The sequence below is a fragment of the Ruegeria sp. CL7 genome (assembly GCF_056536445.1).
On record NZ_JBQFPQ010000001.1, the window covers coordinates 1,545,391 to 1,569,665 of the forward strand.

At 58.5% G+C, this 24,275-nt stretch carries 20 protein-coding genes; 12 read left to right on the forward strand and 8 right to left on the reverse strand.

Annotated features, from left to right (window positions below; all coding sequences use genetic code 11):
• The first annotated feature begins 245 nt into the window (after positions 1–245).
• From ACR0LI_RS07800 to ACR0LI_RS07835, 8 genes are all read left to right on the forward strand, one after another.
• Positions 246–1,985, forward strand: coding sequence for an ABC transporter substrate-binding protein (locus ACR0LI_RS07800; RefSeq protein ID WP_480487139.1), 1,740 nt, complete (start codon positions 246–248; stop codon positions 1,983–1,985).
• An 82-nt stretch (positions 1,986–2,067) separates the two neighbouring features.
• Complete coding sequence (locus ACR0LI_RS07805; RefSeq protein ID WP_171613596.1) at positions 2,068–3,117, forward strand: ABC transporter ATP-binding protein; 1,050 nt, start codon at positions 2,068–2,070, stop codon at positions 3,115–3,117.
• Position 3,118: 1 nt separating this feature from the next.
• Positions 3,119–4,195 carry an ABC transporter ATP-binding protein gene (locus ACR0LI_RS07810; RefSeq protein WP_171633480.1) on the forward strand — a complete coding sequence of 359 codons (1,077 nt, stop codon included), beginning with the start codon at positions 3,119–3,121 and terminating at the stop codon, positions 4,193–4,195.
• Positions 4,192–5,055, forward strand: a complete 864-nt coding sequence (locus ACR0LI_RS07815; protein ID WP_152457521.1) for a carbohydrate ABC transporter permease — start codon at positions 4,192–4,194, stop codon at positions 5,053–5,055. The genes ACR0LI_RS07810 and ACR0LI_RS07815 overlap by 4 nt, the downstream gene beginning before the upstream one ends.
• On the forward strand, positions 5,052–5,849 hold the full coding sequence (locus ACR0LI_RS07820) for a carbohydrate ABC transporter permease (RefSeq protein ID WP_152457520.1): 798 nt from the start codon (positions 5,052–5,054) through the stop codon (positions 5,847–5,849). The genes ACR0LI_RS07815 and ACR0LI_RS07820 overlap by 4 nt, the downstream gene beginning before the upstream one ends.
• A gap of 8 nt (positions 5,850–5,857) precedes the next feature.
• Positions 5,858–6,259 carry a DUF2160 domain-containing protein gene (locus ACR0LI_RS07825; protein ID WP_171633483.1) on the forward strand — a complete coding sequence of 134 codons (402 nt, stop codon included), beginning with the start codon at positions 5,858–5,860 and terminating at the stop codon, positions 6,257–6,259.
• A gap of 65 nt (positions 6,260–6,324) precedes the next feature.
• Positions 6,325–6,720: a BlaI/MecI/CopY family transcriptional regulator gene (locus ACR0LI_RS07830; protein WP_170346648.1), complete on the forward strand. Its 396-nt coding sequence runs from the start codon at positions 6,325–6,327 to the stop codon at positions 6,718–6,720.
• The gene (locus ACR0LI_RS07835) at positions 6,707–7,804 is read left to right on the forward strand and encodes a M56 family metallopeptidase (protein WP_171633486.1); all 1,098 of its coding nucleotides are present in this window, start codon (positions 6,707–6,709) and stop codon (positions 7,802–7,804) included. The genes ACR0LI_RS07830 and ACR0LI_RS07835 overlap by 14 nt, the downstream gene beginning before the upstream one ends.
• A gap of 10 nt (positions 7,805–7,814) precedes the next feature.
• On the opposite strand, the gene ACR0LI_RS07840 is transcribed toward ACR0LI_RS07835, so the two are convergent.
• From ACR0LI_RS07840 to xylF, 5 genes are all read right to left on the reverse strand, one after another.
• Positions 7,815–9,170: an MATE family efflux transporter gene (locus ACR0LI_RS07840; protein WP_480718346.1), complete on the reverse strand. Its 1,356-nt coding sequence runs from the start codon at positions 9,168–9,170 to the stop codon at positions 7,815–7,817.
• A gap of 198 nt (positions 9,171–9,368) precedes the next feature.
• A complete protein-coding gene (gene xylA / locus ACR0LI_RS07845) occupies positions 9,369–10,676 on the reverse strand; it encodes a xylose isomerase (protein WP_171633489.1) in 1,308 nt (435 codons plus the stop codon).
• A gap of 10 nt (positions 10,677–10,686) precedes the next feature.
• Positions 10,687–11,484: an ATP-binding cassette domain-containing protein gene (locus tag ACR0LI_RS07850; RefSeq protein ID WP_171633864.1), complete on the reverse strand. Its 798-nt coding sequence runs from the start codon at positions 11,482–11,484 to the stop codon at positions 10,687–10,689.
• Positions 11,484–12,782, reverse strand: coding sequence for a sugar ABC transporter permease (locus ACR0LI_RS07855; RefSeq protein WP_171633491.1), 1,299 nt, complete (start codon positions 12,780–12,782; stop codon positions 11,484–11,486). Before ACR0LI_RS07855 ends, ACR0LI_RS07850 begins: the two co-directional genes overlap by 1 nt.
• Before the next feature lie 75 nt (positions 12,783–12,857).
• Positions 12,858–13,877 (reverse strand): D-xylose ABC transporter substrate-binding protein, encoded by a 1,020-nt coding sequence (gene xylF, locus ACR0LI_RS07860; RefSeq protein WP_480718281.1) that lies wholly within the window; start codon positions 13,875–13,877, stop codon positions 12,858–12,860.
• A 153-nt stretch (positions 13,878–14,030) separates the two neighbouring features.
• Here xylF and ACR0LI_RS07865 point away from each other — a divergent pair, with 153 nt between their 5' ends.
• Together ACR0LI_RS07865 and ACR0LI_RS07870 are read left to right on the forward strand one after the other, a co-directional pair.
• Positions 14,031–15,248, forward strand: coding sequence for an ROK family transcriptional regulator (locus tag ACR0LI_RS07865; protein WP_171633497.1), 1,218 nt, complete (start codon positions 14,031–14,033; stop codon positions 15,246–15,248).
• A gap of 1 nt (position 15,249) precedes the next feature.
• Positions 15,250–16,749 carry a CRTAC1 family protein gene (locus ACR0LI_RS07870; protein ID WP_480718282.1) on the forward strand — a complete coding sequence of 500 codons (1,500 nt, stop codon included), beginning with the start codon at positions 15,250–15,252 and terminating at the stop codon, positions 16,747–16,749.
• Here ACR0LI_RS07870 and ACR0LI_RS07875 read toward each other — a convergent pair whose 3' ends face one another.
• Genes ACR0LI_RS07875 through xylB form a run of 3 tightly spaced genes read right to left on the reverse strand, consistent with a single transcriptional unit; the run spans position 16,750 to position 20,449 of the window.
• Positions 16,750–18,048, reverse strand: a complete 1,299-nt coding sequence (locus ACR0LI_RS07875; RefSeq protein WP_480718283.1) for a cytochrome-c peroxidase — start codon at positions 18,046–18,048, stop codon at positions 16,750–16,752.
• Entirely contained in the window at positions 18,045–18,992 is a 948-nt protein-coding gene (locus tag ACR0LI_RS07880; RefSeq protein ID WP_480718284.1) for an aldose epimerase family protein, read from the reverse strand. Before ACR0LI_RS07880 ends, ACR0LI_RS07875 begins: the two co-directional genes overlap by 4 nt.
• Positions 18,992–20,449: a xylulokinase gene (gene xylB / locus ACR0LI_RS07885; RefSeq protein WP_480619047.1), complete on the reverse strand. Its 1,458-nt coding sequence runs from the start codon at positions 20,447–20,449 to the stop codon at positions 18,992–18,994. Before xylB ends, ACR0LI_RS07880 begins: the two co-directional genes overlap by 1 nt.
• A gap of 323 nt (positions 20,450–20,772) precedes the next feature.
• Between xylB and ACR0LI_RS07890 the strand changes: the two genes are divergently transcribed.
• Complete coding sequence (locus ACR0LI_RS07890) at positions 20,773–23,202, forward strand: GcvT family protein (RefSeq protein WP_480718285.1); 2,430 nt, start codon at positions 20,773–20,775, stop codon at positions 23,200–23,202.
• Between the two features lie 30 nt (positions 23,203–23,232).
• Positions 23,233–24,237, forward strand: coding sequence for an Ldh family oxidoreductase (locus tag ACR0LI_RS07895; RefSeq protein WP_209833526.1), 1,005 nt, complete (start codon positions 23,233–23,235; stop codon positions 24,235–24,237).
• Positions 24,238–24,275 lie beyond the last annotated feature (38 nt).

A 24,275-nucleotide genomic window follows, 5' to 3' on the forward strand; every position in this document is an offset into this window, starting at 1 on the left:
TGCTTATCCTCACTGTTCCAAGTCGTTTTTCGTAATTCGCGCCGCACGTCTCAGCGGTAATTTTTGTAATGACAATCCTAGCTTACAACGAATTCAAAAATTGGCAAACGAGTTCGGCTCCGCCCCTTTCGAAATGCCTGAACGTCAATTACTAAATTTTTAGTTTGACACATACGCAGGAAATCGCTGATGCTGTGCGTCATCCGGTTTCCGCCGGAGAACCATAAATTTTTGGGAGGAGACAGATGCGGAGACATCTACTTTCCGCAGTGGCGGCGGCTGCCGTCATTGCGGGGCACGGTCCTGCTTGGGCCGACGAAGCCGCAGCACAACGTTGGATCGACGACGAATTCCAGCCATCGACCTTGTCGAAAGACGAACAAATGGCCGAGATGCAGTGGTTCATCGAAGCTGCACAGCCTTACGCAGGTATGGAAATCAACGTCCTGTCCGAAGGTATTCCAACGCATTCCTACGAGTCGGAGGTTCTGACCAAGGCGTTCGAGGAAATCACCGGCATCAAGGTCAACCACCAGATTCTGGGTGAAGGTGAAGTGGTTCAGGCCGTTCAAACCCAAATGCAAACGGGTCGGAACCTGTATGACGGCTATGTCAACGACAGTGACCTGATCGGCACCCATTCGCGTTTGCAGCTGGCCTATCCGCTGACGGACATGATGGGCGGTGACTGGGCCGCGACGACTTCGCCGACGCTGGATCTGGATGACTTCATGGGCATTCAGTTCACCACCGGACCGGACGGCAAGCTGTATCAGCTGCCCGATCAGCAGTTTGCGAACCTGTACTGGTTCCGCAAGGACTGGTTCGATGATGAGGCGAACAAAGCCGCGTTCAAAGAAAAGTACGGCTATGATCTGGGCGTTCCGGTCAACTGGTCCGCGTATGAAGATATCGCCGAGTTCTTCACCAATGATGTGAAAGAAGTCGATGGTACCACGATCTACGGCCACATGGATTACGGCAAGCGCGCGCCCGACCTCGGATGGCGCATGACCGATGCCTGGCTGTCGATGGCCGGTGCCGGCGACACGGGCGAACCGAACGGTGTGCCTGTCGACGAATGGGGCATCCGCATGGAAGCGGGCACCTGTAACCCTGTTGGCGCTTCGGTGTCGCGTGGTGGTGCTGCAAACGGTCCGGCTGCGGTCTATGCGATCCGGAAATGGGATGAATGGCTGCGGGCCTATGCGCCTCCGGGTGCCGCGTCTTATGACTTCTACCAGTCACTGCCGGCACTCAGCCAGGGCAATGTGGCCCAGCAGATCTTCTGGTACACGGCCTTCACCGCCGACATGGTCAAGCCGAAGTCCGAAGGCAACAACACCGTGGATGACGAAGGCACGCCGCTGTGGCGGATGGCACCCAGCCCGCACGGCCCCTATTGGGAAGAAGGCCAGAAGGTTGGCTACCAAGACGTGGGGTCCTGGACGTTCCTCAAATCGACCCCCTCGGATCGTGCCCAGGCAGCCTGGCTTTATGCCCAGTTCGTGACCTCCAAAACTGTCGACGTGAAGAAGTCCCATGTGGGTCTGACCTTCATCCGCGACAGCTCGGTCAACCACGAGTCGTTCACCGAACGCGCACCCAAGCTAGGTGGTCTGGTCGAGTTCTACCGCTCGCCTGACCGCGTGGCATGGTCGCCGACTGGCATCAACGTGCCGGATTATCCGAAGCTGGCCCAGATCTGGTGGCAGCAGATCGGTGACGTGAACTCGGGCGCCTTCACCCCGCAAGAGGCGATGGATCGTCTGGCCGAAGAGATGGACATCACCATGGCCCGGATGCAGGCCGCGGATGAAAGCGCCGGTGTCTACGGCGGCTGCGGTCCACGCCTGAACGAGCCGCAGGATCCGTCCTTCTGGTTGGAAAAAGCAGGTTCGCCCAAGGCCAAGCTTGAGAACGAAAAGCCGCAAGGCCAGACCGTCAACTATGACGAACTGGTTCAGCGCTGGCAGTCTCAGTAAGCCGTTGAAACCCGGGGGTGCCGCATCAGGCACCCCCACTTCAAGACCAGTGCATTGCACTGAAGGACCGGAACCCACGGACATGATCGAACTTCAAGACGCGACCAAAAGGGTCGGCAACGTCATACATATCAAGCCCACAAACCTGACCCTTCAAACAGGCCACTTCAACGTGCTGCTGGGCGCGACGGGCTCGGGCAAGACCTCTCTGATCAAGATGATGGCCGGGCTGGACCCGATCGCCTCGGGCAAGGTCCTGATGGATGGGCAGGACGTCACACGGCTGAATACGCAGAAGCGAAAAATCAGCCTCGTGCACCAGTTCTTCGTGAACTACCCGCATATGACCGTATTCGACAATATCGCCTCGCCATTGCGCGTGGCAGGCATGGCGCAATCCGAGATCGAAGGTCGCGTGGAAGAGGCCGCCGACCTGCTGCAATTGCGACCGATGCTGCACCGCCGCCCGCACGAGCTGTCGGGTGGGCAACAACAACGCACAGCGCTGGCGCGTGCCATTGCCAAAGAAAGCCGCGCCGTGTTCCTTGACGAACCGCTGGCCAACCTTGACTACAAACTGCGTGAAGAACTGCGCGAGCAGCTGCCCGACCTGTTCGCAGGTCGCGGGGCGGTGGTGGTCTATGCCACGTCCGAGCCCGAAGAGGCGCTGCTGCTGGGCGGCTACACCGCCCTGATGGAAGATGGCCGCGTGACCCAGTTCGGGCCAACCGCTGACATCTATCGCAACCCCGAGAACATCGCCGCCGCGCGGGTCTTTTCGGACCCGCCGATCAATGTCGCACGCATCACCGTTTCCGCTGCGCAGGCGCAACTGGCTGGAGGAGGTGGCTGGGCCGTAACCGACATGGCCGACGGAGATTACATGGTCGCGGTGCGGCCGCATCGCGTGACGCCGTTCCGTACGTCTGACGCGGACGTGGAACTGACCGGCCGAGTGATCGTGACCGAGCTTTCGGGCTCGGATTCCAGCGCGCATTTCCAGCATGGCGAGGACGCCTGGGTGTCGCTGGCCGCCGGGGTCCACCCCTATCAGGTGGGCGAGGACCACACATTCTTCATGAACCCGGCCCATTGCCGGTATTTCGGTCAAGACGGCAAAAGGGTGGCCTGACATGGCACAGATCAAACTTTCAAACCTCCGCCACAGCTACATGCCGTCGCCAAAAGGCCCAGAGGATTATGCGCTGAAGGAAATCGACGTGACCTGGCGTGATGGCGGGGCCTATGCCCTGCTGGGCCCGTCGGGCTGCGGCAAGTCCACGCTGCTGAACATCATCTCGGGCCTGCTGACCCCGTCCGAAGGGCAGATCCTGTTCGACGACCGTGACGTGACCGCTCTGCCCCCTGATCAGCGCAACATCGCACAGGTGTTCCAGTTTCCGGTGATTTACGACACGATGACCGTGGGCGAGAACCTGGCCTTTCCGCTGAAGAATCGCGGCGTCGATCCGGCGACGATCAAGCGCCGCGTCGATGCGATCGCCGAGATGCTGGATGTCACCGACATGCTGAACACCCGTGCCAGCGGCCTCAGCCCGGACAACAAGCAGAAAATCTCGATGGGTCGCGGCCTGGTCCGCGACGACGTAAACGCGGTGATGTTCGATGAACCTCTGACCGTGATCGACCCGCATCTGAAATGGAAGCTGCGGTCCAAGCTGAAAGAACTGCACCAGCGCGTCAAGGCGACGATGATCTATGTCACCCACGACCAGACCGAGGCCCTGACCTTCGCGGACGAGGTCGTGGTGATGCAAGAGGGCGAAGTGGTGCAGATCGGCACCCCGGTAGAATTGTTCGAGCGCCCGCAGCATACGTTCGTGGGCCATTTCATCGGCTCGCCCGGCATGAACGTGCTGCCCTGCGAAGCGCGCGGCGACCGCGCCCTGTTCGAAGGGCACGAAGTCATGCTGGAAGGTCCCATTCATGGTGATGGCGGCCGCACCGATCTGGGTATTCGCCCGGAATATGTCGGCTTCGGCGAGACCGGCATCCCGGCGCATGTGACTAAGGTTTCCGACATCGGTCGCCACTTTGTGGTCAGCGCGATGGTCGGCAATACCGCCCTAAAGGCCGTGACCGAACACAGCGCGCCCGAACCCGGATCACAGGTCTTCCTGCAATTCAAACCCGAACAATCCCGCGTCTACCGCGACGGCTGGATCGCAACCGAGGAGCGGGCCCAATGAGAACAGAAAATCAAAAAGCGTGGTTCTTTGTCCTACCCGTGCTGGCACTGGTCGCGTTCAACGCGTTGGTGCCGATGATGACAGTGGTCAACTATTCGGTGCAGGAAACCTTTGGCAATAACCAGTTTTTCTGGGAAGGCCTGGGTTGGTTCGAACAGATCCTGCGGTCGGACCGGTTTCAGGCAGCACTTGGACGACAGTTCCTGTTTACTTTCCTGATCCTGATCATCGAAGTTCCTCTTGGCATCATCGTGGCCCTGTCGATGCCGCGCAAAGGTTTCTGGGTGCCTGTCTGCCTGGTGCTGATGGCCCTGCCGATGCTGATCCCGTGGAACGTCGTTGGGTCCATGTGGAACATCTTCACCCTGCCCAAAATCGGTCTGTTGGGATATTTCCTGAATGACGTTCTGGGCATCAACTATGACATGACGCAACAGCCGCTTTCGGCCTGGATCACCGTCATCGTCATGGATGTCTGGCACTGGACGTCGCTAGTCGTGTTGCTGTGCTATGCAGGCCTCGTGTCGATCCCGGACGCCTACTATCAGGCGGCCAAGATCGACGGCGCAAGCCCATGGTCGGTGTTCCGCTACATCCAGCTGCCCAAGATGAAGACGGTTCTGACGATCGCGGTCCTGCTGCGGTTCATGGACAGTTTCAACATCTATACCGAGCCCTTCGTGCTGACCGGGGGTGGGCCCGGCAACTCGACCACCCTGCTGTCGATCGACCTTGTGAAGATCGCGCTGGGGCAGTTCGACCTTGGCCCTGCGGCTGCGATGAGCCTGATCTATTTCGCCATCACGCTGCTGGTTTCGTGGCTCTTCTACACCCTCATGACAAAGGATGACGCGCAATGAAGAAGCGGTCTCTCATCCCGATCCTCTATATCGCGTTCCTAATGCTGCCGATCTATTGGCTGGTGGCGATGTCCTTCAAGACAACGAATGAGATCCTGTCGGGCTTTTCCCTGTTCCCCCAGACCTTTACGCTGGAGAATTATATCACCATCTTCACGGACCCGACGTGGTACTGGGGCTATATCAACTCGATCACCTATGTGACGTTGAACACGGTGCTTTCGGTCAGCGTTGCCTTGCCCGCTGCCTATGCGTTTTCGCGGTATCGGTTTTTGGGCGACAAGCAGCTGTTCTTCTGGCTGCTGACCAACCGGATGGCCCCGGCAGCGGTCTTCGCCTTGCCGTTCTTCCAGCTCTATTCTTCGATCGGCCTGTTCGACACGCATCTGGCTGTGGCACTGGCGCATACATTGTTCAACGTGCCGCTGGCAGTTTGGATTTTGGAAGGCTTCATGCGGGGAATTCCAAAAGAGCTGGATGAAACCGCCTATGTCGACGGCTATTCCTTCCCGCGTTTCTTCGTGACGATCTTCCTGCCCAATATCAAAGCGGGCGTGGGCGTGGCGGCCTTCTTCTGCTTCATGTTCTCGTGGGTGGAAATGCTGCTGGCCAAGACACTTACGGCGGTCGAGGCCAAACCCATCGCCGCCGTGATGACCCGCACCGCGTCCAGCGCGGGCTATGAATTGGGCCTGCTGGCCGCCGCCGGCACCCTGACCATCATCCCCGGCGCCATCGTCATCTGGTTTGTCCGCAACTACATCGCGCGTGGTTTCGCGATGGGACGTGTGTGAGGTTCGATATGCGTAAACTTCTTCTCACCCTTCTTTTTCTGCCTTCCGCGACCTTTGCCCAGCAGGCCGGATGGGGCAGCGTCGGCCAGCCAGAGGAAAAAGGCTTTTCCTGGACTGCGCCACTGTGGCCCGATTTCTGGATGGCCTGGACCCCGGCGACACTTGCCGTATTTGTCGGCATCTTTTCGGCCATCGCACTGATTGGCATTCTTGAGGGCTTCAAGTATCGCGATGGCATAGAACGGCGCGGTGTACTGGGGCTGACAACCACATTGGGCGATCGGCTCTTCATCACCCTTCTGGGGTCCGCCTATATCTTCCTCGCCTGGCTGGGCCTTGTCGGGCAGCCGGTATGGACACCTCTTTTCCTGTCTATCGGCTGGGGCGTTTTTGTGTTCTGGAAAGTTTAGACTTTGAGAAATCGCGAAAGGATGCTTGTCTGTCAGGCATACTAAACATGACAACACCGAGATCGATGCGAAAGAAAAAGACAACAAATCTGCTGACCGAGGTTGAACTGGAGTTCATGAACGAGCTCTGGGCCCTTGGGCAAGGCTCGGTGCGAGATGTCCTGGACCGCCTGCCTTCGGAGCGCAATCTGGCCTATACATCCGGTGCCACGATCCTGCGTATCCTGGACGAGAAAGGTTTTGTGGAAAGCCGCAAGACAGGAAAGACCCTGATCTATACGCCGCTTCTGGAAAAGGACAGATATCAGGCCCGGTCTTTGCAAAACCTGTCCCGCACTCTGTTCGACGACACACCCGCCACACTGGTGGCCCGGCTTGTCGATGATGCGGGGCTGAGCGAAGCCGACCTGGAGGAAATTCGAGCACTGGTAGAAAGGAGACTGCAAAATGACAGCGGTTAGACCGGTTCTCGACACGTTTATCGAACTCAACATCGTGCTGGCCTTGTCAGCCGTCATCTGGCTGGCGGCCCGCGCAGCCCTGACCCGAACAGCCCTGCGCCACAGCTATGTCGCGCAGTTGCGTGCGCTCAAGGCGCTGTGCGTGTGCGTCCTGATCAGCCCGTTTCTTGCGTTGGGCGTGTCATCATTCGCCTCTTACGCATGGCCGGGCAGCGCCATGGCGCTTGGCGACATCGCCGTTGCCGCCTATCTGCGCGGCGATATCGCCATGCCCGCCACCCAGTTCGAGGCCTTGCTGAACACCCGTGAACGGTGGGTGGACCTTGCATTGTCAGGGCAACAGCCGGTGATCACTGCCCTTGCAACGCTGCTTGTTTTGGTCGCCGCCCTGTTTGCGGCCCGCGCTCTGAGGGACGCGGCGATGATCCGTCAGACAGTCAAATCCAGCTTTCTTTGGCGGCAGTCGGCCAAGGTAGACATTCGTCTTTCGGATCGCATCACCGTACCGTTCGCTGTGCGCGGATTGCGCCGTCGCCATGTCGTTCTGCCAAGCCATCTGCTGGATACCCCGCACGAACTGCGCTTTGCTTTGGCGCACGAGCTTCAGCATGTTCGGGCCGGTGACGTGGAATGGGAACTGGGCTTTGAAATGCTGCGCCCGTTGTTGTTCTGGAACCCAGCCTATCTGATGCTAAAGTATCAGTTCGGCCGCTTGCGTGAACTGGCATGCGACCAGTCCGTGGTGGCCCGCAAACGGATCGATGCGCGCGAATACACTTCCTGCCTGCTGGATTATTGCGCGCGTACGATCTCGGCAAACAATCCTCGCGTTCTGAATGTTGCGTTTGTGACGGGCGGCAAGGCCAAGCGCGTGCTGCGTCAGCGCGTGCTTGCATTGACCGATGCACAGCCGGCGGTGCCCACCCTGCCCGCTCTGTTCCTGGGGATGGCATTGACCTTCGCCACCCTTCTTGCATTGGGGTCTGCGTCGATCCAGCAAACGCAGGACTGGAGCCATGACCGCCTGATGCTGTCAACCGTGGTCAATCTGGAACGGCTGGAAGCACGCAATCAGGGGAACTGATCCGACCTGATCACCAGCCGCGACGCCCGAACAGCGAATGAAGCCGACCCTGATCTGAAAAAGGCTCGAGCGCTTGCGAGCGCTCCAACCGCGCCACGACCCGCGCGACCATAACCCAGCCTATGACTGCAAAGATGACGCCTCCAAACGCCTGCCCCAGCAGAACGCCGGATGCGCCGGCGATCTGTGAACCAATCGTCGCGAAAACCCAAGTGCCGATAGTGTGACGACCCCAGTTTATCCATGTGGAATAGACCGGATGCCCCAGATTGTTGAAGCTGGCATTTGTCACGAAGATCACGCCATTGAAGAACGAAGCCAAAGCCAACGGACCGCAGAACAGATAGATCAGACTTCGGGTTTCGCCCTCGGCTGCGAACAAATCTGCAATCGGGGCGCGCAGCAAAAACAAAATGGCCGACATGCAAACGACATAAAGGGCCGTGAACTTGATCCCTGCCAGAAAGGCAGCGCGCACACGATCGAATTTTTCGGCCCCGAAATTCTGCCCGATGATTGGCCCTATCGCGCCGGACAGCGCGAAGATGACCGAAAACGCCACTGGCAAAAGGCGCCCGATCACCGCCATGCCCGCAACCGCATCCGTTCCATATTGCGCGATTTCCCGCACAACGATTGCATTGCCGATCGGCGTGGCGACATTTGTCAGCACCGCTGGAATTGCAATCGCCCGCACGGGTCGCAAATCCTTTGCAACCTGCTTCAGTGAAGGGTGCGCAAATCCCCGATGCACCCGAAGCGCTGGCCACAACGCCGCCCCCAACATGCACAGCCGCGCCAGGACCGAGGCGATAGCGGCCCCATCCAGCCCCAGCCCGACCGCAAAGATCAGTATCGGGTCCAGAACCGCATTCACCACTCCGCCGTAGATCGTGGCCATCATTGACCTCCGCGCATCGCCATGAGCGCGCAGCACGGCCATCGCCGTCATCGCAATGGACATCACGATCATGGTCGGAAGGATGATCGACACATAACGCGTCGCCAGCCTCAGAACCTCTCCTTCCGCGCCAAGCAAGGACAGCAAGTAGCTGAGATTCAACAAGACCAGTCCCGAGGTCGTCAGCCCGGCAATCAGCCCGATAACGGCCACGCTGGACGCGTAATGCCTTGCTTGTTCAGCCCGCCCGGCCCCCAGTTCGCGCGCAACCAGCGCCCCGGCGGAAATCGACAATCCGATATTGATCGCGTTGGTGAAAAACAGCAGCGTCCCGGCATAGCCCACCGCCGCCGCCAGCGCATCGTTGCCCAACATCGAGATGAAGATCATATCGACAAAGTCGACGGCAAAAATGGCCATCAGGCCAATGCTGGTGGTCAATGACATGCGTGTCACATGCAGCATCAGACTGCCGCTCAGAAACACCGCTTTGCCTGCCGATTGATCCGCCAAAACCCTGCTCGCCCCACTTGTTCGACCCCGACGGGCCTTTGATGCCGTTGCGCCCAGCAAGGGAAAGCCCCGGGCAACGCTGAAGCAAACTCACGCGTTTCCGGGGCATTGTACACAAGTTATTTTAAGGACCGGCTGATCCCACGGGGATCAAACAAATCGGTTCACGTAGTTCTCGAGGATTTCCTGACGCCCCGAGCGCGGATCTGGATTGAGATCCTCGGCCAGCACCCGCGCTGCAATCTCGTCAAGACCAGAGGTCAGCATTGCCTGCGCCTCGGGCGTATTCCAGCCCGTGTACCGATCAGCCAGCGCTTGTTCCAATCCGCCATCTTCGATCATCGCTGCCGCTGCTTTCAGGCCCCGGGCACAAATATCCATCCCGCCCACATGCGCGGCGATCAGATCTTCGGCGTCGATCGACTGCCTGCGCAGCTTGGCATCGAAATTGGTACCGCCGGTGGTAAATCCACCCGCTTTCAGGATGTGGTAATAGGCCAGCGCAACCTCGGGAGTGTTGTTGGGGAACTGATCCGTATCCCACCCGGATTGATAATCGTTCCGGTTCATGTCGATGGAGCCCAGCATCCCTTCGGCTGCGGCTACGGCAATCTCATGTTCAAAACTGTGCCCCGCCAGAATCGCGTGACCCTGTTCGAGGTTCAGCTTGACCTCATTCTCAAGCCCGTATTTGCGCAGGAAACCGATGCAGGTCGCGGCATCGAAATCATATTGGTGCTTTGATGGCTCCTGCGGTTTGGGTTCGACAAGGATCGCACCTTTGAACCCGATCTTGTGCTTGTACTCGACCACCATGTTCAGGAACCGGCCCATATGATCCAGCTCGGTTTTCATGTCGGTGTTGAGCAGCGTCTCGTACCCTTCGCGCCCGCCCCACAGCACATAGTTTTCGCCGCCCAGTTTGTGGGTGGCATCCATGCAGGATTTCACCGTGGCGGCAGCAAAGGCAAAGACGTCGGGGTCGGGATTGGTGCTGGCACCGCCCATCCAGCGGCGATGGCTGAACATGTTGGCCGTACCCCACAACAGCTTGGTGCCGGACACTTGCATCTTTTCACCGATATAGTCGGTGATCTCGTTCAACGTGTGGAGATTTTCGGCGAAGTTCCCCTGTTCAGGTCGGATATCGGCATCATGCCAGCAGAAATAGGGCTGTCCCAGAATCTGGAACATCTCGAACGCGATATCGGCCTTCATCTTGGCGCGGCCCATGTCATCCTGTGGGTGCCAGGGGCGCTCGAAAGTGGGGCCGCCAAACGGATCTCCACCCTCCCACGCGAAGGAATGCCACCACGCCACGGCAAAACGCAGGTGATCCTCCATGCGCTTGTCCAAGATGATCTCGTCCGGGTTGTAGTGGCGGAATGCGAGCGGGTTCTTGCTGTCCTCGCCTTCAAATTGGACTTCTTCAATTCCCTGAAAGAAACCGCTCGTCATTTCGCTTACCTCATTCCGTCTTTTCGCCGGGCTTTTTGCCCAGAATGATCATCGACAACAGATCGTCATCGGTGACGTCTGCGATATCGACCGTTCCAACCAATTGCCCGTTCTTCATGACCGAGGCCCGGTCACACAGCTCCATCACCGCGTGTACATCGTGGTCGATCAGGAAAATCCCGATCCCCTGCGCCTTAAGCTGTTGGATCAGGTCCGCCACCATCTGTGTTTCGTGCGGGCCAAGTGCGGCCGTGGGCTCGTCCATGATCAGGATACGCGCGTTGAAATACACCGCCCGTGCAATGGCCACCGATTGACGCTGACCGCCCGACAGGGCCGAGACCGGATCATTGAACTTCTGAAAGTTCGGGTTCAGCTGCGCCATGATCTTGCGGCATTCAGCCTCCATCGCGGCGTCGTTGACCAGGCCAAAGGGCGTGACCATTTCGCGGCCCAGAAACAGGTTTGAACTTGCATCCAGGTTGTCCGCCAGCGCCAGCGTCTGATAGATCGTCTCGATATTGTTGGCGCGCGCGTCGCGGGGGTTGTTGATCTCGACCTTTTTGCCGTCGATCAGGATTTCGCCATGGTCCATCTGATAGGCGCCCGAAAGAACCTTGATCAGGGTGGATTTACCGGCCCCGTTGTGGCCCAGAAGGCCCACGACCTCGCCCGGGTAGAGATCTACCGACACATGGTCTACCGCCTTGATACCCCCGAAGGAAATCGAGATATCGCGCATTTCCACCAGCGGAGGCTGGCCGGACCCACGGCCCGAAGCTTGGTTCTGTGTTTCTTGAGCTTGCATCATTTCGCCCCCAGACGTTTGCGATAGACGATGTCGATATAGACGGCCAGAACCAGGACGGTGCCGACGACGATATTCTGGAACGGCGCATCCACGCCAACCATGGCCATGCCCGATTGCAGCGCCTGCATGATCAACGCGCCAAGGATTGCGCCGTAGATCGTTCCGATGCCGCCGGACAGCGCGGTTCCACCAATCACGGCAGCGGCAATAACGCGAAGCTCATCCAGCGTTCCGATATCATTCGAGTGATTGGCCAGCCGGGCCGAGGCCACAACCGCCGACAGCGCGCACAGGAACCCCATCAGGGCAAAGATCTTGACGGTCATCAAACGGGTGTTGATACCCGACAACTCGGCCGCGTCCGGGTTGCCGCCGGTGGCAAAGATGTAGCGGCCAAAGCGGGTTTTGCGGGCCACGACGGTCAATGTCACCGCCACAATGATCAGGATCAGGACCGAGATCGGAATGCCATAGCCGACAACCAACCCTTCCGGCATGGTCTCGCCGCGCGCTTCGAACATGCGTTCAAGACGACGGGTCGGGATCGCATAGCTGTTGACGATCAACACGTACCCCATGATGGCAAGGCCGATGATCCCGGCCAGCGTTGTTTCAGCCCAGACCGGCTTAACAGGGAAACCATGAGCGGCTTTGGACCGGCGACCGCTCCACAACGCCCAGATCGCAACAGCCGTGGCGGCAAGGCCGAACAGGAGGCTGACGGTTGTTCCCAAGGTTCCGTTTGTCCCCCCGAACATCAGAAACGTGCTGTCCAGCGGGCCGATCGTCTGGCCGTCGGTCATGTACCAGGCGACGTTGCGCCAGACCAGAAAACCGCCAAGCGTCACGATAAAGGCTGGGATGGTCAGATACCCCACCATCCAACCGTGGAACGCGCCGATCAATGTGCCGACCACAAGGCCCACAACCAAAGTGATCGCCCAGGTCGCCGGGTGGTTCAAACCCATTCCCAATACGTTGGGCAACAGCTCGGTCTGGGTCATCGCCATCACGGCAGATGTGGTCGCCAGCAGCGCCCCAACCGACAGGTCAATGTGGCGCATGACTATGATGAACACCATGCCGCAGGCCATGATCGCAACCGAGACGGTCTGGATCGACAGGTTGAACAGGTTTCTAGGCGTCAGAAAGCGGCCATCCGTCACGATGTTGAAGCCAATGCACAGGATGATGAAGGCGCCGATCATGCCCAATAGCCGCATATCCAGTTCCAGTTGCTGAAACAGGTTGGCCTTTGCTTTTTGGGGTACCGGCTGAGACGAAGTTTCGGTCATATCCGATCTTTCATGTTCAGCTATGATCTCTGGCCCACCCTTGCGGGCCAGAGATATTATGGTTTGGAACCTGGTTTAGTTACAGGGTGCAGGGCCGCTTTCGACGCCCTGACACAGGTGTTCCAACGGAATCCAGCCAGCATCGACCACGACGGACAGGTTGTCTTTGGTGATCGGTACAGGCGCAAGGAAGACCGAGTTCATCTCGGTCCCACCGGGCGAAGTCCAGCTGATCGCGCCTTCGACATCCGCAGGGCTTGTTCCGTTGCTCAACGCAACCGCGATTTCACCGGCAGCTTTGCCCAACTCGCGTGCGTCTTTCCAGACCGAGACGGTCTGCGTGCCCTTGGCAACACGATTCAGCGCCGCGTGGTCGCCATCCTGACCCGAGACCGGAATGCCTTCCATGCCCTGCGCGGTCAGGGCTGCAACAACGCCACCAGCAGTACCGTCATTCGAGGCGACCACGGCATCAACGTTGTTTTCATTCGCGGTTAGGATCTGTTCCATGTTGCGCTGTGCGTTCGCTGGCAGCCAACCGTCGGTGTAAGCTTCACCCACGATGACGATATCGCCGCTGTCAACGGCGGCCTGAATGATCTCTTGCTGACCGCCGCGCAGGAAATCCGCGTTCGGATCCGTGGGCGATCCCTTGATCATCACATAGTTGCCTTTCGGCATCGCCTCGAACACCGCGCGGGCCTGCATCCGGCCAACTTCAACGTTATCGAATGTCAGATAGAAGGCACGGTCATCTTCGATCAGACGGTCATACGCGATGACCGGAATGCCTTCGTCTGCCGCCGCCTGCACAGCCGGGCCGATGGCCTGGGAATCCTGCGCCAGAATGATCAGCGCATCAACGCCCTGGGCGATCAGACTTTCAATATCCGACAATTGCTTGGCAGAAGAAGATTGGGCATCAGACGAGATGTATTCCGCACCGCCCGCTTCCAGTGCAGCCTTGATCGCCGCTTCGTCGGTCTTCCAACGCTCTTCCTGGAAATTCGACCAGCTTACGCCGACCGTGGGCTCTGCGAATGCGGCTGTCCCCATCAGGACCGCCACGACAGAGGCGCTGAGAATTCGTTTCATGATTTCCTCCCGGTTTCATTGGGCCATCGTTTCATGATTCGTGGCCCCGATAATTCTGAGTAGCATATTTATTTCAGTCGGTAAAATATTTATGCTATCGGTAACTGAAAAAACCACCTAGGTTGAAACAGGGATCAGATTCGCGAGGGCAAGATGCTGAAAAGCAAAGCTTCTTCAAATGCCACGGACCAAAGGAACGTCACTCGCCTGCGCGTTCTGGAAAAAATCCGGGCCACAGGCACCATTTCGCGAATCGACATCGCCAGCGCGTTGGAGACCAGCCCAGCGACCATCACGACCGCCACTGCCGATCTGCTGTCTGCCGGTCTGATTGAGGAAATAGAAAGCGAAACATCTTCCAAATCAGCGCGCCGCGGCAGACCGCGGGTACAATTGAAACTGAATGGCGCGTCACATCTGATTGCGGGCGTGAAAGTCGCCCGCCAGCAGGTTTCAGTCATTCTCGTGGATTTCGAAGGAACCGAAATCACTTCGTACACGCATCCGCTGGACCAAGCCCGCATGGCCCCGAATGCGTTTGCCAAAAAGATCCGCGCCGTGCTTGATCAGGCCTGCGCCTCGGCAAACCGATCCCTTGCCGATTTGTCAGGTGTCTGCATCGGCATCGCTGGCCTTATCGATGCAAATCAGAACTTCGTGCATTGGTCATCTTCGCTGACGGAACGAAATGTGGATTTGAGCCCGCTGTTGTCCGAGGTGCTCCCCTGCCCTGCCTTCATCGAAAACGACGCCAATCTGGTCGCAAAGGCAGAACAGCTTTTCGGATTGGGAAAGGGGCTGAAGAATTTTTTGGTTGTTACGATCGAACACGGCATCGGCCTGGGCATCGTTCTTGATGGCAAGCTTTATCGCGGTGAACGCGGATGCGGCGCAGAATTCGGGCACCTCAAAGTTCAGTTGGACGGCGCCTTGTGTCAGTGCGGGCAGCGCGGATGCCTCGAGGCCTATGTGGGGGAATACGCCCTGATCCGCGAAGCCACGATCGCCAGTGAAGCAACGGATCCCCGCACTCTTGTCGATATACTCGCGGCAGCAAAAGCCGGCGACGCCCGATCCATTTCCGTTCTGGCCCGCGCGGGCCAAATGTTCGGGATGGGGGTTTCGAACCTGATCAATCTGTTCGACCCCGAATGCATTATCCTGTCCGGCGCCAGAGGTCGCTTTGATTACCTGCATTCGGACGAGGTGATGGCACGTGTCCAAAACGGCGTCGTCAGCGTCGACGCGCCGTTGCCGGAAATCAAGGTCAACCACTGGGGCGATTCAATGTGGGCAAAAGGGGCAGCGGCTTATGGGATTGAACAAGTCTCTATCCTGAAGGTCAGGGAACTGGCGGCTCATGCGAACTAAGATGGCAATCTTGCTTGCGGTAGGTTCCGCTGCCGCTGCGGACATCGCTCCACCCCGCTTTCAAAAGGTGGAAACCCCCGGCCATGTTTACGATGGCGGCTGGGAACATTTCGTCGGCGGGGGTGTCGCGGTCTTCGACTGCAATGATGACGACCGCCCTGAAATGTTCGTGGCTGGCGGATCAAACCCAGCACAATTGTTCATCAACACATCCGACACAGATGTCAGTTTTCTTCCGGATGCGCCAGGTCAGTTATCCTTGACCCGTGTGACCGGCGCATACCCGGTAGACATTGATGGCGATGGGATCCTGGACCTTGCGGTCTTACGCGTAGGCAAAGACCTGTTGCTGCGCGGCAAACCGAACTGCGCGTTCGAGCCGTTCACGGCACTGGGTTTTCAGCCTCAGGACCATTGGACCACCGGCTTTTCCGCCACTTGGGAACGCGGGCAAACCCTGCCAACGCTGGCCTTTGGAACCTATGTCGACCGAAGCAATCCGGACGGACCTTTTGAGGCTTGCGGGCCGACGCTTCTGTACCGACCCCAAGGCGAAAAGTATGGCGATCCTGTCCGTTTGGAACCCGGTCACTGTTCCCTGTCGATCCTGTTTTCCGATTGGGCGCGCACGGGCCGCGCGGATCTGCGTGTCAGCAATGACCGCCACTACTATGTGCGTGGCGGGCAAGAGCAATTGTGGGCTATGGAAGACACCCCGCGCCTGTACAGCGAGGCCGATGGATGGCTGCCCTATTCGATCTGGGGCATGGGGATCGCCTCGCGGGATCTGACCGGTGACGGTTTTTCCGATGTTTACCTGACGTCCATGGGGGACCAGAAATTCCAGGTTTTTGATCCTGCATCAGATGGGCCAACATGGCGGGATGCAACCTACGACCGTGGAACAACGGCACACAGACCACATGCAGGAGGTGACGGCCGCCCCTCGACCGGCTGGCATGCACAGTTCGGGGACGTCAACAATGACGGGCTGGACGACATTTTCGTCGCCAAAGGCAATGTTGAGCAGATGCCCGACGCGGCGCAGAACGACCCCAACAATCTGTTGGTGCAGACCGCCGACGGTCAGTTTGTCGAAACAGCATCAGAGGCTGGTGTCGCGTCCATGGCAAAGTCCCGCGGCGGGGCGCTGGCGGATTTCAACGGGGATGGGTGGTTGGATTTGGTGGTGGTCAATCGCGGCTCGGACCTTGAGGTTTTCCAGAATGAACCGACGACCGGCTACTGGCTCATGATTGATCTCGGCCAGAGCCACCCCAACAGACAGGCAGTCGGCAGTTTTATCGAGGTCAGGACGACCGAGGGCGTTCAAACCCGTGAAGTGACCATTGGCGGGGGGCACGCCAGCGGAATTGCAGGGTTCCACCACTTTGGTCTAGGAAACTTCGAAACTGCGGAAATAAGGGTGATCTGGCCTGATGGTGAGCATGGAGATTGGCAGAAGGTAGATGCCAATCAGGTGATCCGCCTCAGCCGTTGATCACTGATCGACGGGCATTCCGCTGGGAACCGTTTGGGGAACACCCAGCCGCACAGCCGGATCTTCCAGCGTGCCCAGAAAACTCAAGATGGCATCGACCTCGTCATCACTCAGGTCGATGGGCGCCAGATCGTTCGACGCTGCTATGGCTTCGACATGCTGGGGGTCAAGCAAAGCCTTTTGATCCTCTGCCCCGAAAAACTCTGGCAGGTCAGCCATTTCGATGGCGTAGTTCCGCAACGCGGAAACCGGATCCAGATGATGACGCACGACATCCTCAAGCCGTGCGTAGGCACCGCTGTGGCCATATGGCGCCGTCAGGGTCACGTTGCGCAGCGAAGGCGTGCGGAATGCGAAGGCATCATCCTTGTCGCCCGTGACGCGCAGTCGCCCGTCATCCCGCACATGATTTTCGAAACGGGCTGATTTTCCGGGGCCGATCTGAGGCATGGCGATGGAATGGAACCCGTGATCGGTCTGGAACCAGCCGGAATGGCAGGCACTGCATCCAGCCTTTCCGTAGAACAGCGCCATCCCCAGCTGCGCTTGTTCGGGCAGCCTGTCTTCGCCTCGCATCGCACGATCAAACAGGCTGTTGTCAGCCCGCCACTCAAACGCGATGAAATCGGCAATGACATTGGCGATTGCGGTAAAGGAGATGTCTTCTCCGGGCGCGATGTCATCAAATCGCCTTTGATACCCTGGTATCGCCGCCACGCGCGCGGCGATCAGATCCCAGGCGCCACCCTCTTGGGTCAGCAAGCCGAGTCGTACGGCCTTGCTCACCTCGTTTTCAGAATAATGCCCCGCCATTTCGTCAGGCGACAGCACCGGAAACATCGCCTGCGCTGCCAAAGCCGATTTGAACCCCGGCCTCATATGCGTCCCCAACGGCGTTCTAATGCCATTGGGCTGTGACGGATCCGCCTCGAGGCGACCGTCATGAAAAAACGTCGTGAATTCCAGCGCCCCGAGATTCCACATTGCGGGCGAGTTCCGGGGAATGCGCTGTTCGGGCGCATTGTCTTGTGTGACCTTGCGCTGACCACCCAGCCCGACCCCACCTTCGCCGATACCCAGTGAAAGCCCGTCGGACGTTCCCAGCTTCGGATGATGACAGGTTGCGCAGCTTATGTTCTTGTTGCCCGACAGGATCGGATCGTAGAACAGCAGTTGCCCCAACTCTGCGTTAGCAAAGTCAGGTTCGATGAATTCCGGTTTCGGACCAAAGTCTTGCGCCTGAGCAATTGAAAGCGACATCCAGATGCCTACGGCATTTGCTGCAATCTGAAGTCTCATGATCGTTCCTCGGAAATCTCAAGTGTCAGAGTTTGTCGATACGGGTTGTCCGGCGTATGGATGACGGACGGGAACGCAGGGACATTCACGGCGTTCGGATATCCTGACGGCTCAATGCACAGCCCCGCACACGGGCTAAATCGGCCTGACAGATGTGCCCCGGCATAGACCTGTGCGCCGGGTTGATCTGAATACAGGTTCATCCTCAATCCCGAAGGTGCCGTGACCTCTGCCACCGGATGGTCACGGTTTCCACTTTGATCAAACACAAAATAATGGTCCAGCTCGCGCCCCTCTGCCCCGACGGTGCGGGACAACGCGAAATCTGGCACATTATCGCCGGCGGCGGAGATATCTCCGGAAGGAACGGAACGCGCGTCCAGCTCCAGCACCCGGTTCGATCTTAACCTGAGCCGGCAGTCCATGATATCCTCTGGACAGCCCAGAGTGTAATAATTGTGCTGCGCGATGCTGATCGGCGTTGGGCGATCCGGACGCGCCCTGATTGTGTAGATCAGACGCGGACAGGTCAGTTCGACATGCACCTCGAAATTGACCGCTCCGGGAAAACCGCCTTCACCTTTAGGTGAAGTCAAGGACATAACTGACTGATTTGGAGAGGTTTTCACGATATCCCAGTATTTGCGTGACAGCCCGCTCGGACCACCATGCAGCGTGGTCGGCCCTTCGTTTGCTGTCAGGTGATGAACACGCCCCTGCAATGCAAACTGTGCCCCGCCGATGCGGTTGGCCACTCGCCCGACCATCGCGCCAAGGTAGAACGGGTCCGACAGGTAATCCTGCGGGTTTTCGTAGCCCAATATCAAAGGTGTTTCGCCAAGCCACCAGCCTTGCGTGATTGCGCCATAGTTCAACAGGGAAACGGACATGTTTCCGTCTTCCAGAAGGACCTGCTCGACAGGCATGCGTTTGGGATCAGCCATCAGCGCGCGGCCAAAGGGGACAAAGCAGCATAGTATTCGCGATACCGCTGATATTCCGCCTCATATGCGCCGGTCAGTTCGAGACGTGGTTCAACACGCTCAGCGACTTCCGGGGACAGCATGACATCCTTGGGGTCGGCGCCGTCCACCGCACATGCAGCAAGACGCGCTGCGCCTATGGCTGCGCCAAACCCACTTCCATCGGGCACAGCAAGCGGCGTGTTCAGAACCGTGGCCAGCGTTTCCAGCCAAAACCGCGACCGCGCCCCGCCACCGACGACCAGCAGACTTTCGGGATTGGTGCCCGTGCTTTTGAGCGCCTCCAAACAATCGCGCATGGCAAAGGAAACCCCCTCTGTCACGGATTGCGTCAGGTCAGCGGGTTCCGATGCGATATCCAGCCCCAGGAATGCCCCGCGTATGTCACTGTCGTTATGGGGCGTCCGTTCACCGGACAGGTACGGAAGGAAGGTGATCTTTGACGGCCCCTTCACCGAATCCGGCAGGGTCGACGCCAGCGCACCGACGGGTTGACCGAGGTGACGCGACAGCCAGTTGAGACTGTTGGTGGCCGACAGGATCACACCCATTTGAATCCAGCGATCCGGAACCGCATGACAAAAGCAATGAACAGCTGTTTCCGGCGCGGGCGCATAGCTTTCCTTTGCGACCAGCAGCACACCCGAAGTGCCCAAGGAAAGAAATCCGCTGCCCTCACCAATACTTCCGATACCGCAGGCCGCTGCCGCATTGTCACCGGCCCCGCCGGCAACCACGACGGGCCCGGTCAAGCCCCACTGCCCGAGGATCTCTGACCGCAGTTCTCCGCCTGCCGAACTGCCTTCAACCAGGTCTGGCATTTGGTCCCAGCGCATGTGGCTTTGATCCAACGCGGTGACTGACCATTCTCGCTTTCCAACGTCCAGCCACGCCGTACCGGCGCTGTCGGACATGTCGCTGACATAGGAACCGGTGAGCCAGAAACGCAGATAATCCTTCGGAAGCAACACTTTGGATGTCTTTTCAAACACGTCGCGCTCGTGTCTGCGCACCCATTCCAGCTTGGGTGCGGTGAAACCCGGAAAAACGATGTTCCCGGTGATCGCGCGCATCGATGGCAGACCATCCAGCTCCGCAGCTTCCTGCGCTGATCTCGTGTCGTTCCAAAGGATACAGGGCCGCAGCACTTTGCCATCCCGATCCAGCAACGTGGCACCGTGCATGTGGCCGCTCAGACCAACGCCGCGCACCGCAGAAAATGCAGCACCATTCAACGCGCGCAATTGGGCAACGACGTTTTGGCAGGCTTCCACCCAATCGGACGGATCTTGTTCCGACCAGCCGGGATGCAACGTCGATGTCTCAACACCTGCTTCGGCTTCGGCGACGACTTTGCCCTCTTCGCTGACCACAATTCCCCGAAGACCTGACGTCCCCAAATCCAGACCGAGATACACGCGATTTTCCCCCTTCGTATGCCGCACGGATCGCGGGCGCAACAAAGCGCACCCCAAGCCGATGTCAGACCTTACCAGCACAGTTTGCGCTAACACAACAATCCGAAACAAAAGATGGCCGGTATTTTTGCGGGCCGCCTCACAGACCGCGTGAGATCACCGGCAAACCCGATCATGGTTTAACTGAACTCAGCTGGACCGGAAAATTTTTCGAATTGCCTGACGCAGATTTCACGTAAACAGTTCAACCAGTTCTCAGCCCGCTGATTTCGTTTTGACTGACCCTCTGGAAACGAAAACAGCCTCAGGAAGGAATGCGTCGAATGCAGTCACATGCCAAGGTTGTCGTCGTAGGAGGCGGATGCGTTGGGGCTTCGGTTCTTTATGGGCTGACGCAGCACGGGTGCACAGATGCAATCATGCTGGAGAGAACGACGCTGACCTCCGGCTCTACCTGGCATGCGGCGGGTCTGCTGGTCACCTTCGTGCGATCCCACAACGTTTCGAAGATGACGATGGAGACCATCCGCATCTATTCCGAAGTCGAAAAGAAGATCGGCGCCTCGGTCGGACTGCGCCAGGTGGGCCAGTTGCGCGTTGCCAATACGCAGGAACGCTGGGACGAGTTCCTGTCCTATGTCTCGATTGCCGAAGCTGCCGGTGTGCCCTGCAAACTGCTGACGCCAGAAGAAATCGCCGAACTGCACCCTCTGCTCAACCAATCGGAACATATTCGCGGCGGCATCCTGCATACCGAGGACGGCTATGTGAACCCTGCTGACATCACCATGGCAATGGCGAGGCTAGCGCGCGAGAAAGGCGCCAAAGTGTTTCAGAACACCGAAGCGCAGGCTTACGAAAAACTGGAAAACGGTCATTGGAAGGTGACAACCAATCAAGGTGAGATCACTTGCGAACATCTTGTCTTCGCGACCGGAAACTATGCCCGCGAAAACGCGCGCCGTGTTGGTCTGGATCTGCCTTGCATTCCAATCGTTCACCAATATTGGACGACCGAAACCGTTCCGCTGCTGAAAGAACGCCGCGCGCAAGGGTTGCCCGAGTTCCCGATCCTGCGGGATGAAGATTACGGTGCGTATCTGCGCGAAGATGTGGGCGGCATTCAGTTCGGTCCTTATGAGTTCACCAAAGACCTCAAGATATTTGCCGAAGATCGCGTGCCGCCTGACTTTGGCGCCGACCTCTTGCCCGAAGATTTCGACGCGGTCCAAACGCAGTGGGAGCGTGCCATCGAGCGGGTTCCAACACTTGGTGACGTGGGTATCAAGGCCAACACCCGAGGTCCGTTCCAGATGACACCGGACGAGTTGCCGCTTGCGGGACCCGCACCGGGGCATGAAAACCTGTGGCTGGCCGAAGGCATGCCCGGCGGCATATTGTGGGGTGGAACCGTTGGTGAACGTCTGGCCCGCTGGATTGTCGATGGGGATCCGGGCATGGACATGTCCGAACTCGACCCCCGCCGTTTTTCGGATTACGCGTCCAAGCGGTGGACCATGGACAAGGTGCGCGAAACGTGGGGAACCCACATGAACGCGCACATCCCCGGAGAGGATTTTCCCGGCGCGCGCCCGATGAAAACGATGGGGTCCTACGATCTGCTGAGCGCGCATGGCGCCGTCTGGACCAGCTTCAACGGATATGAGTTCCCGCGCTGGTTCGCCAAATCGCGCGAGGACGCTGTTCCGGAACATTCCTTCCGTCGCACCAACCACATGGAACGCGTTCAGAAAGAGGTACTCACCACCCGTGACGTGGCCGGATTCATCGAGATGTCGCCGATGACCAAGTTCACCCTGCGCGGACCCGGGGCCGCCAAATGGCTGGATGGCCTTATGGCGAACAGGCTGCCCAAAGTGGGGCGAATGACCCTGTCGCTTTTGTTGAACCCAAAGGGTGGCATGGATGCGGAATACACGGTCGTCCGCTATGCCGAGAATGATTTTTACCTGGTCTCCACCCCGAATTGGCGCGCCTACAACTGGGATCAACTGCAACGTTTGCTGCCCAATGACAGCTCTGTCCTTCTTGAGGATGTTTCAGAACAACTGGGCGTGATTGCACTGGCAGGCCCCAAGGCACGAGAGATCCTGCAACCATTGACCGACAATGATCTGTCGAACGAAACCTTCCCCTGGCTTTCTGCGCAAATGGGTGAAGTGGGGTACGCCAAGGGCGTTCATCTGCTTCGCGTGTCCTATACCGGCGAGCTGGGGTGGGAACTGCATCATCCGGTCGGTTACAACCGCCATCTTGTTGACCTGCTGCTGAAGGCCGGTGTGAAACCTTTCGGGCTTGAGGCACTGGAATCCATGCGTCTTGAAAAGTCTTATCGCGCCATCAATCGCGAAATCTGCAAGGACATGACGCCATACGAGGCCGGCCTTGATCGGTTCGTGGTAACAGATGGTCGCGACTTCATAGGCAAGGCCGCTCTTTTGAAACAGAAAAAGGATGGCGCGTACCGGCGGTTGGTCACGCTGAAACTGCCCTTTGGCGAAACATCGGTGATGTTTGACGAGGGTGTCTATGCTCAGGGCAAGCTGATCGGCCGTGTTACCTCGGGCGGGTTCTCTTATTATTGCAACCACGACATTGCGATGGCACTACTGCCACAGAACATGACGGCGCCCGGAACGAAAATGCAGGTGCTGGTCCACAATGAGATGCGCGACGCCGTGGTCATCGACACATGTGCTGTCGATCCCGCAAACACACGCCCGCGCGCTTGAGTGCGAAACAGAAAGACGGGACTCGAACGGATGACCGAACAACCGACAAAAACGCTTTCTCTTGCCGAAGTTCGGGACTTGGCCAAATCGGTTCTTGTTTCTGCCGGAGCGGACACGCGCAGCAGTGATGTACTTGCCGATATCGTCACCCGGTCTGAACGGGACGGCCCGCGCAGCCACGGGTTGCGCATGTTGCCGGTCTATGTCCAAAGCTTCACGTCCGGCTATGCCAACGGGCACGCGAAGCCCAAAACCGAAAAGGTTGCCCCGGGCGTTTTGCGCTGTGATGCCGACAACGGGTACTATCAGGTTGCAGCGACAGCAGCCCGCGAGGATCTGATCGCGATGGCCCGGGAAAACGGGATTGCCGCGTTCACCTGCGCGAACTGCCACCATCTGGGTGCGTTACGGTTTGACACAGAACCTTTGGCCGAAGCCGGATTGGTGGCCTTTGCCGTGATCAACTCGTTGTCCATGGTGGTTCCGCAAGGTGGGGTTCGCCCGGTTTTTGGCACCAACCCCATGTCTTTTGCCTGCCCGCGTGATGGCGATGCGCCCGTGGTCTGGGATCAGGCCTCGTCCATGGTGGCCCTCATGGATATCCGCATGGCCGCCGCCGAGGGGCACGACCTGCCCCGCCCTGCCGGCCTTGATCCCCAAGGCGAGCCCTCGACAGACCCAAATGCCATCCTTGAAACCCGCAGCCTATTGCCGTTCGGAGAGCATAAAGGGGCCGCGATCGCCTTCATGGTAGAGGTGTTGGGCGCCGCGCTGGCGGGAGGAACCCTGTCCGTGGACAACAAAGAGCGCGAATCCTTCGGTGCCCTGAACATCAAAGGTGGAGCGACCCTGATTGCCATCGATCCCACCCGGTTCGGCAACGCGGCCTTCAACGAATATGTCGCCCGCATCTGCGCCGAGATTTCCGGCAACGGGTCCGCCCGGGTTCCGGGCGACGGTCGCCTTGCAAAACGGGCAGCCGCCGAAGCCCATGGCATCGACGTGAGTACCGAGGTTCTGGCCGCACTTGGCTGAAACTGAAATCACCCGCCATCGAATAGCCGGACGGCACC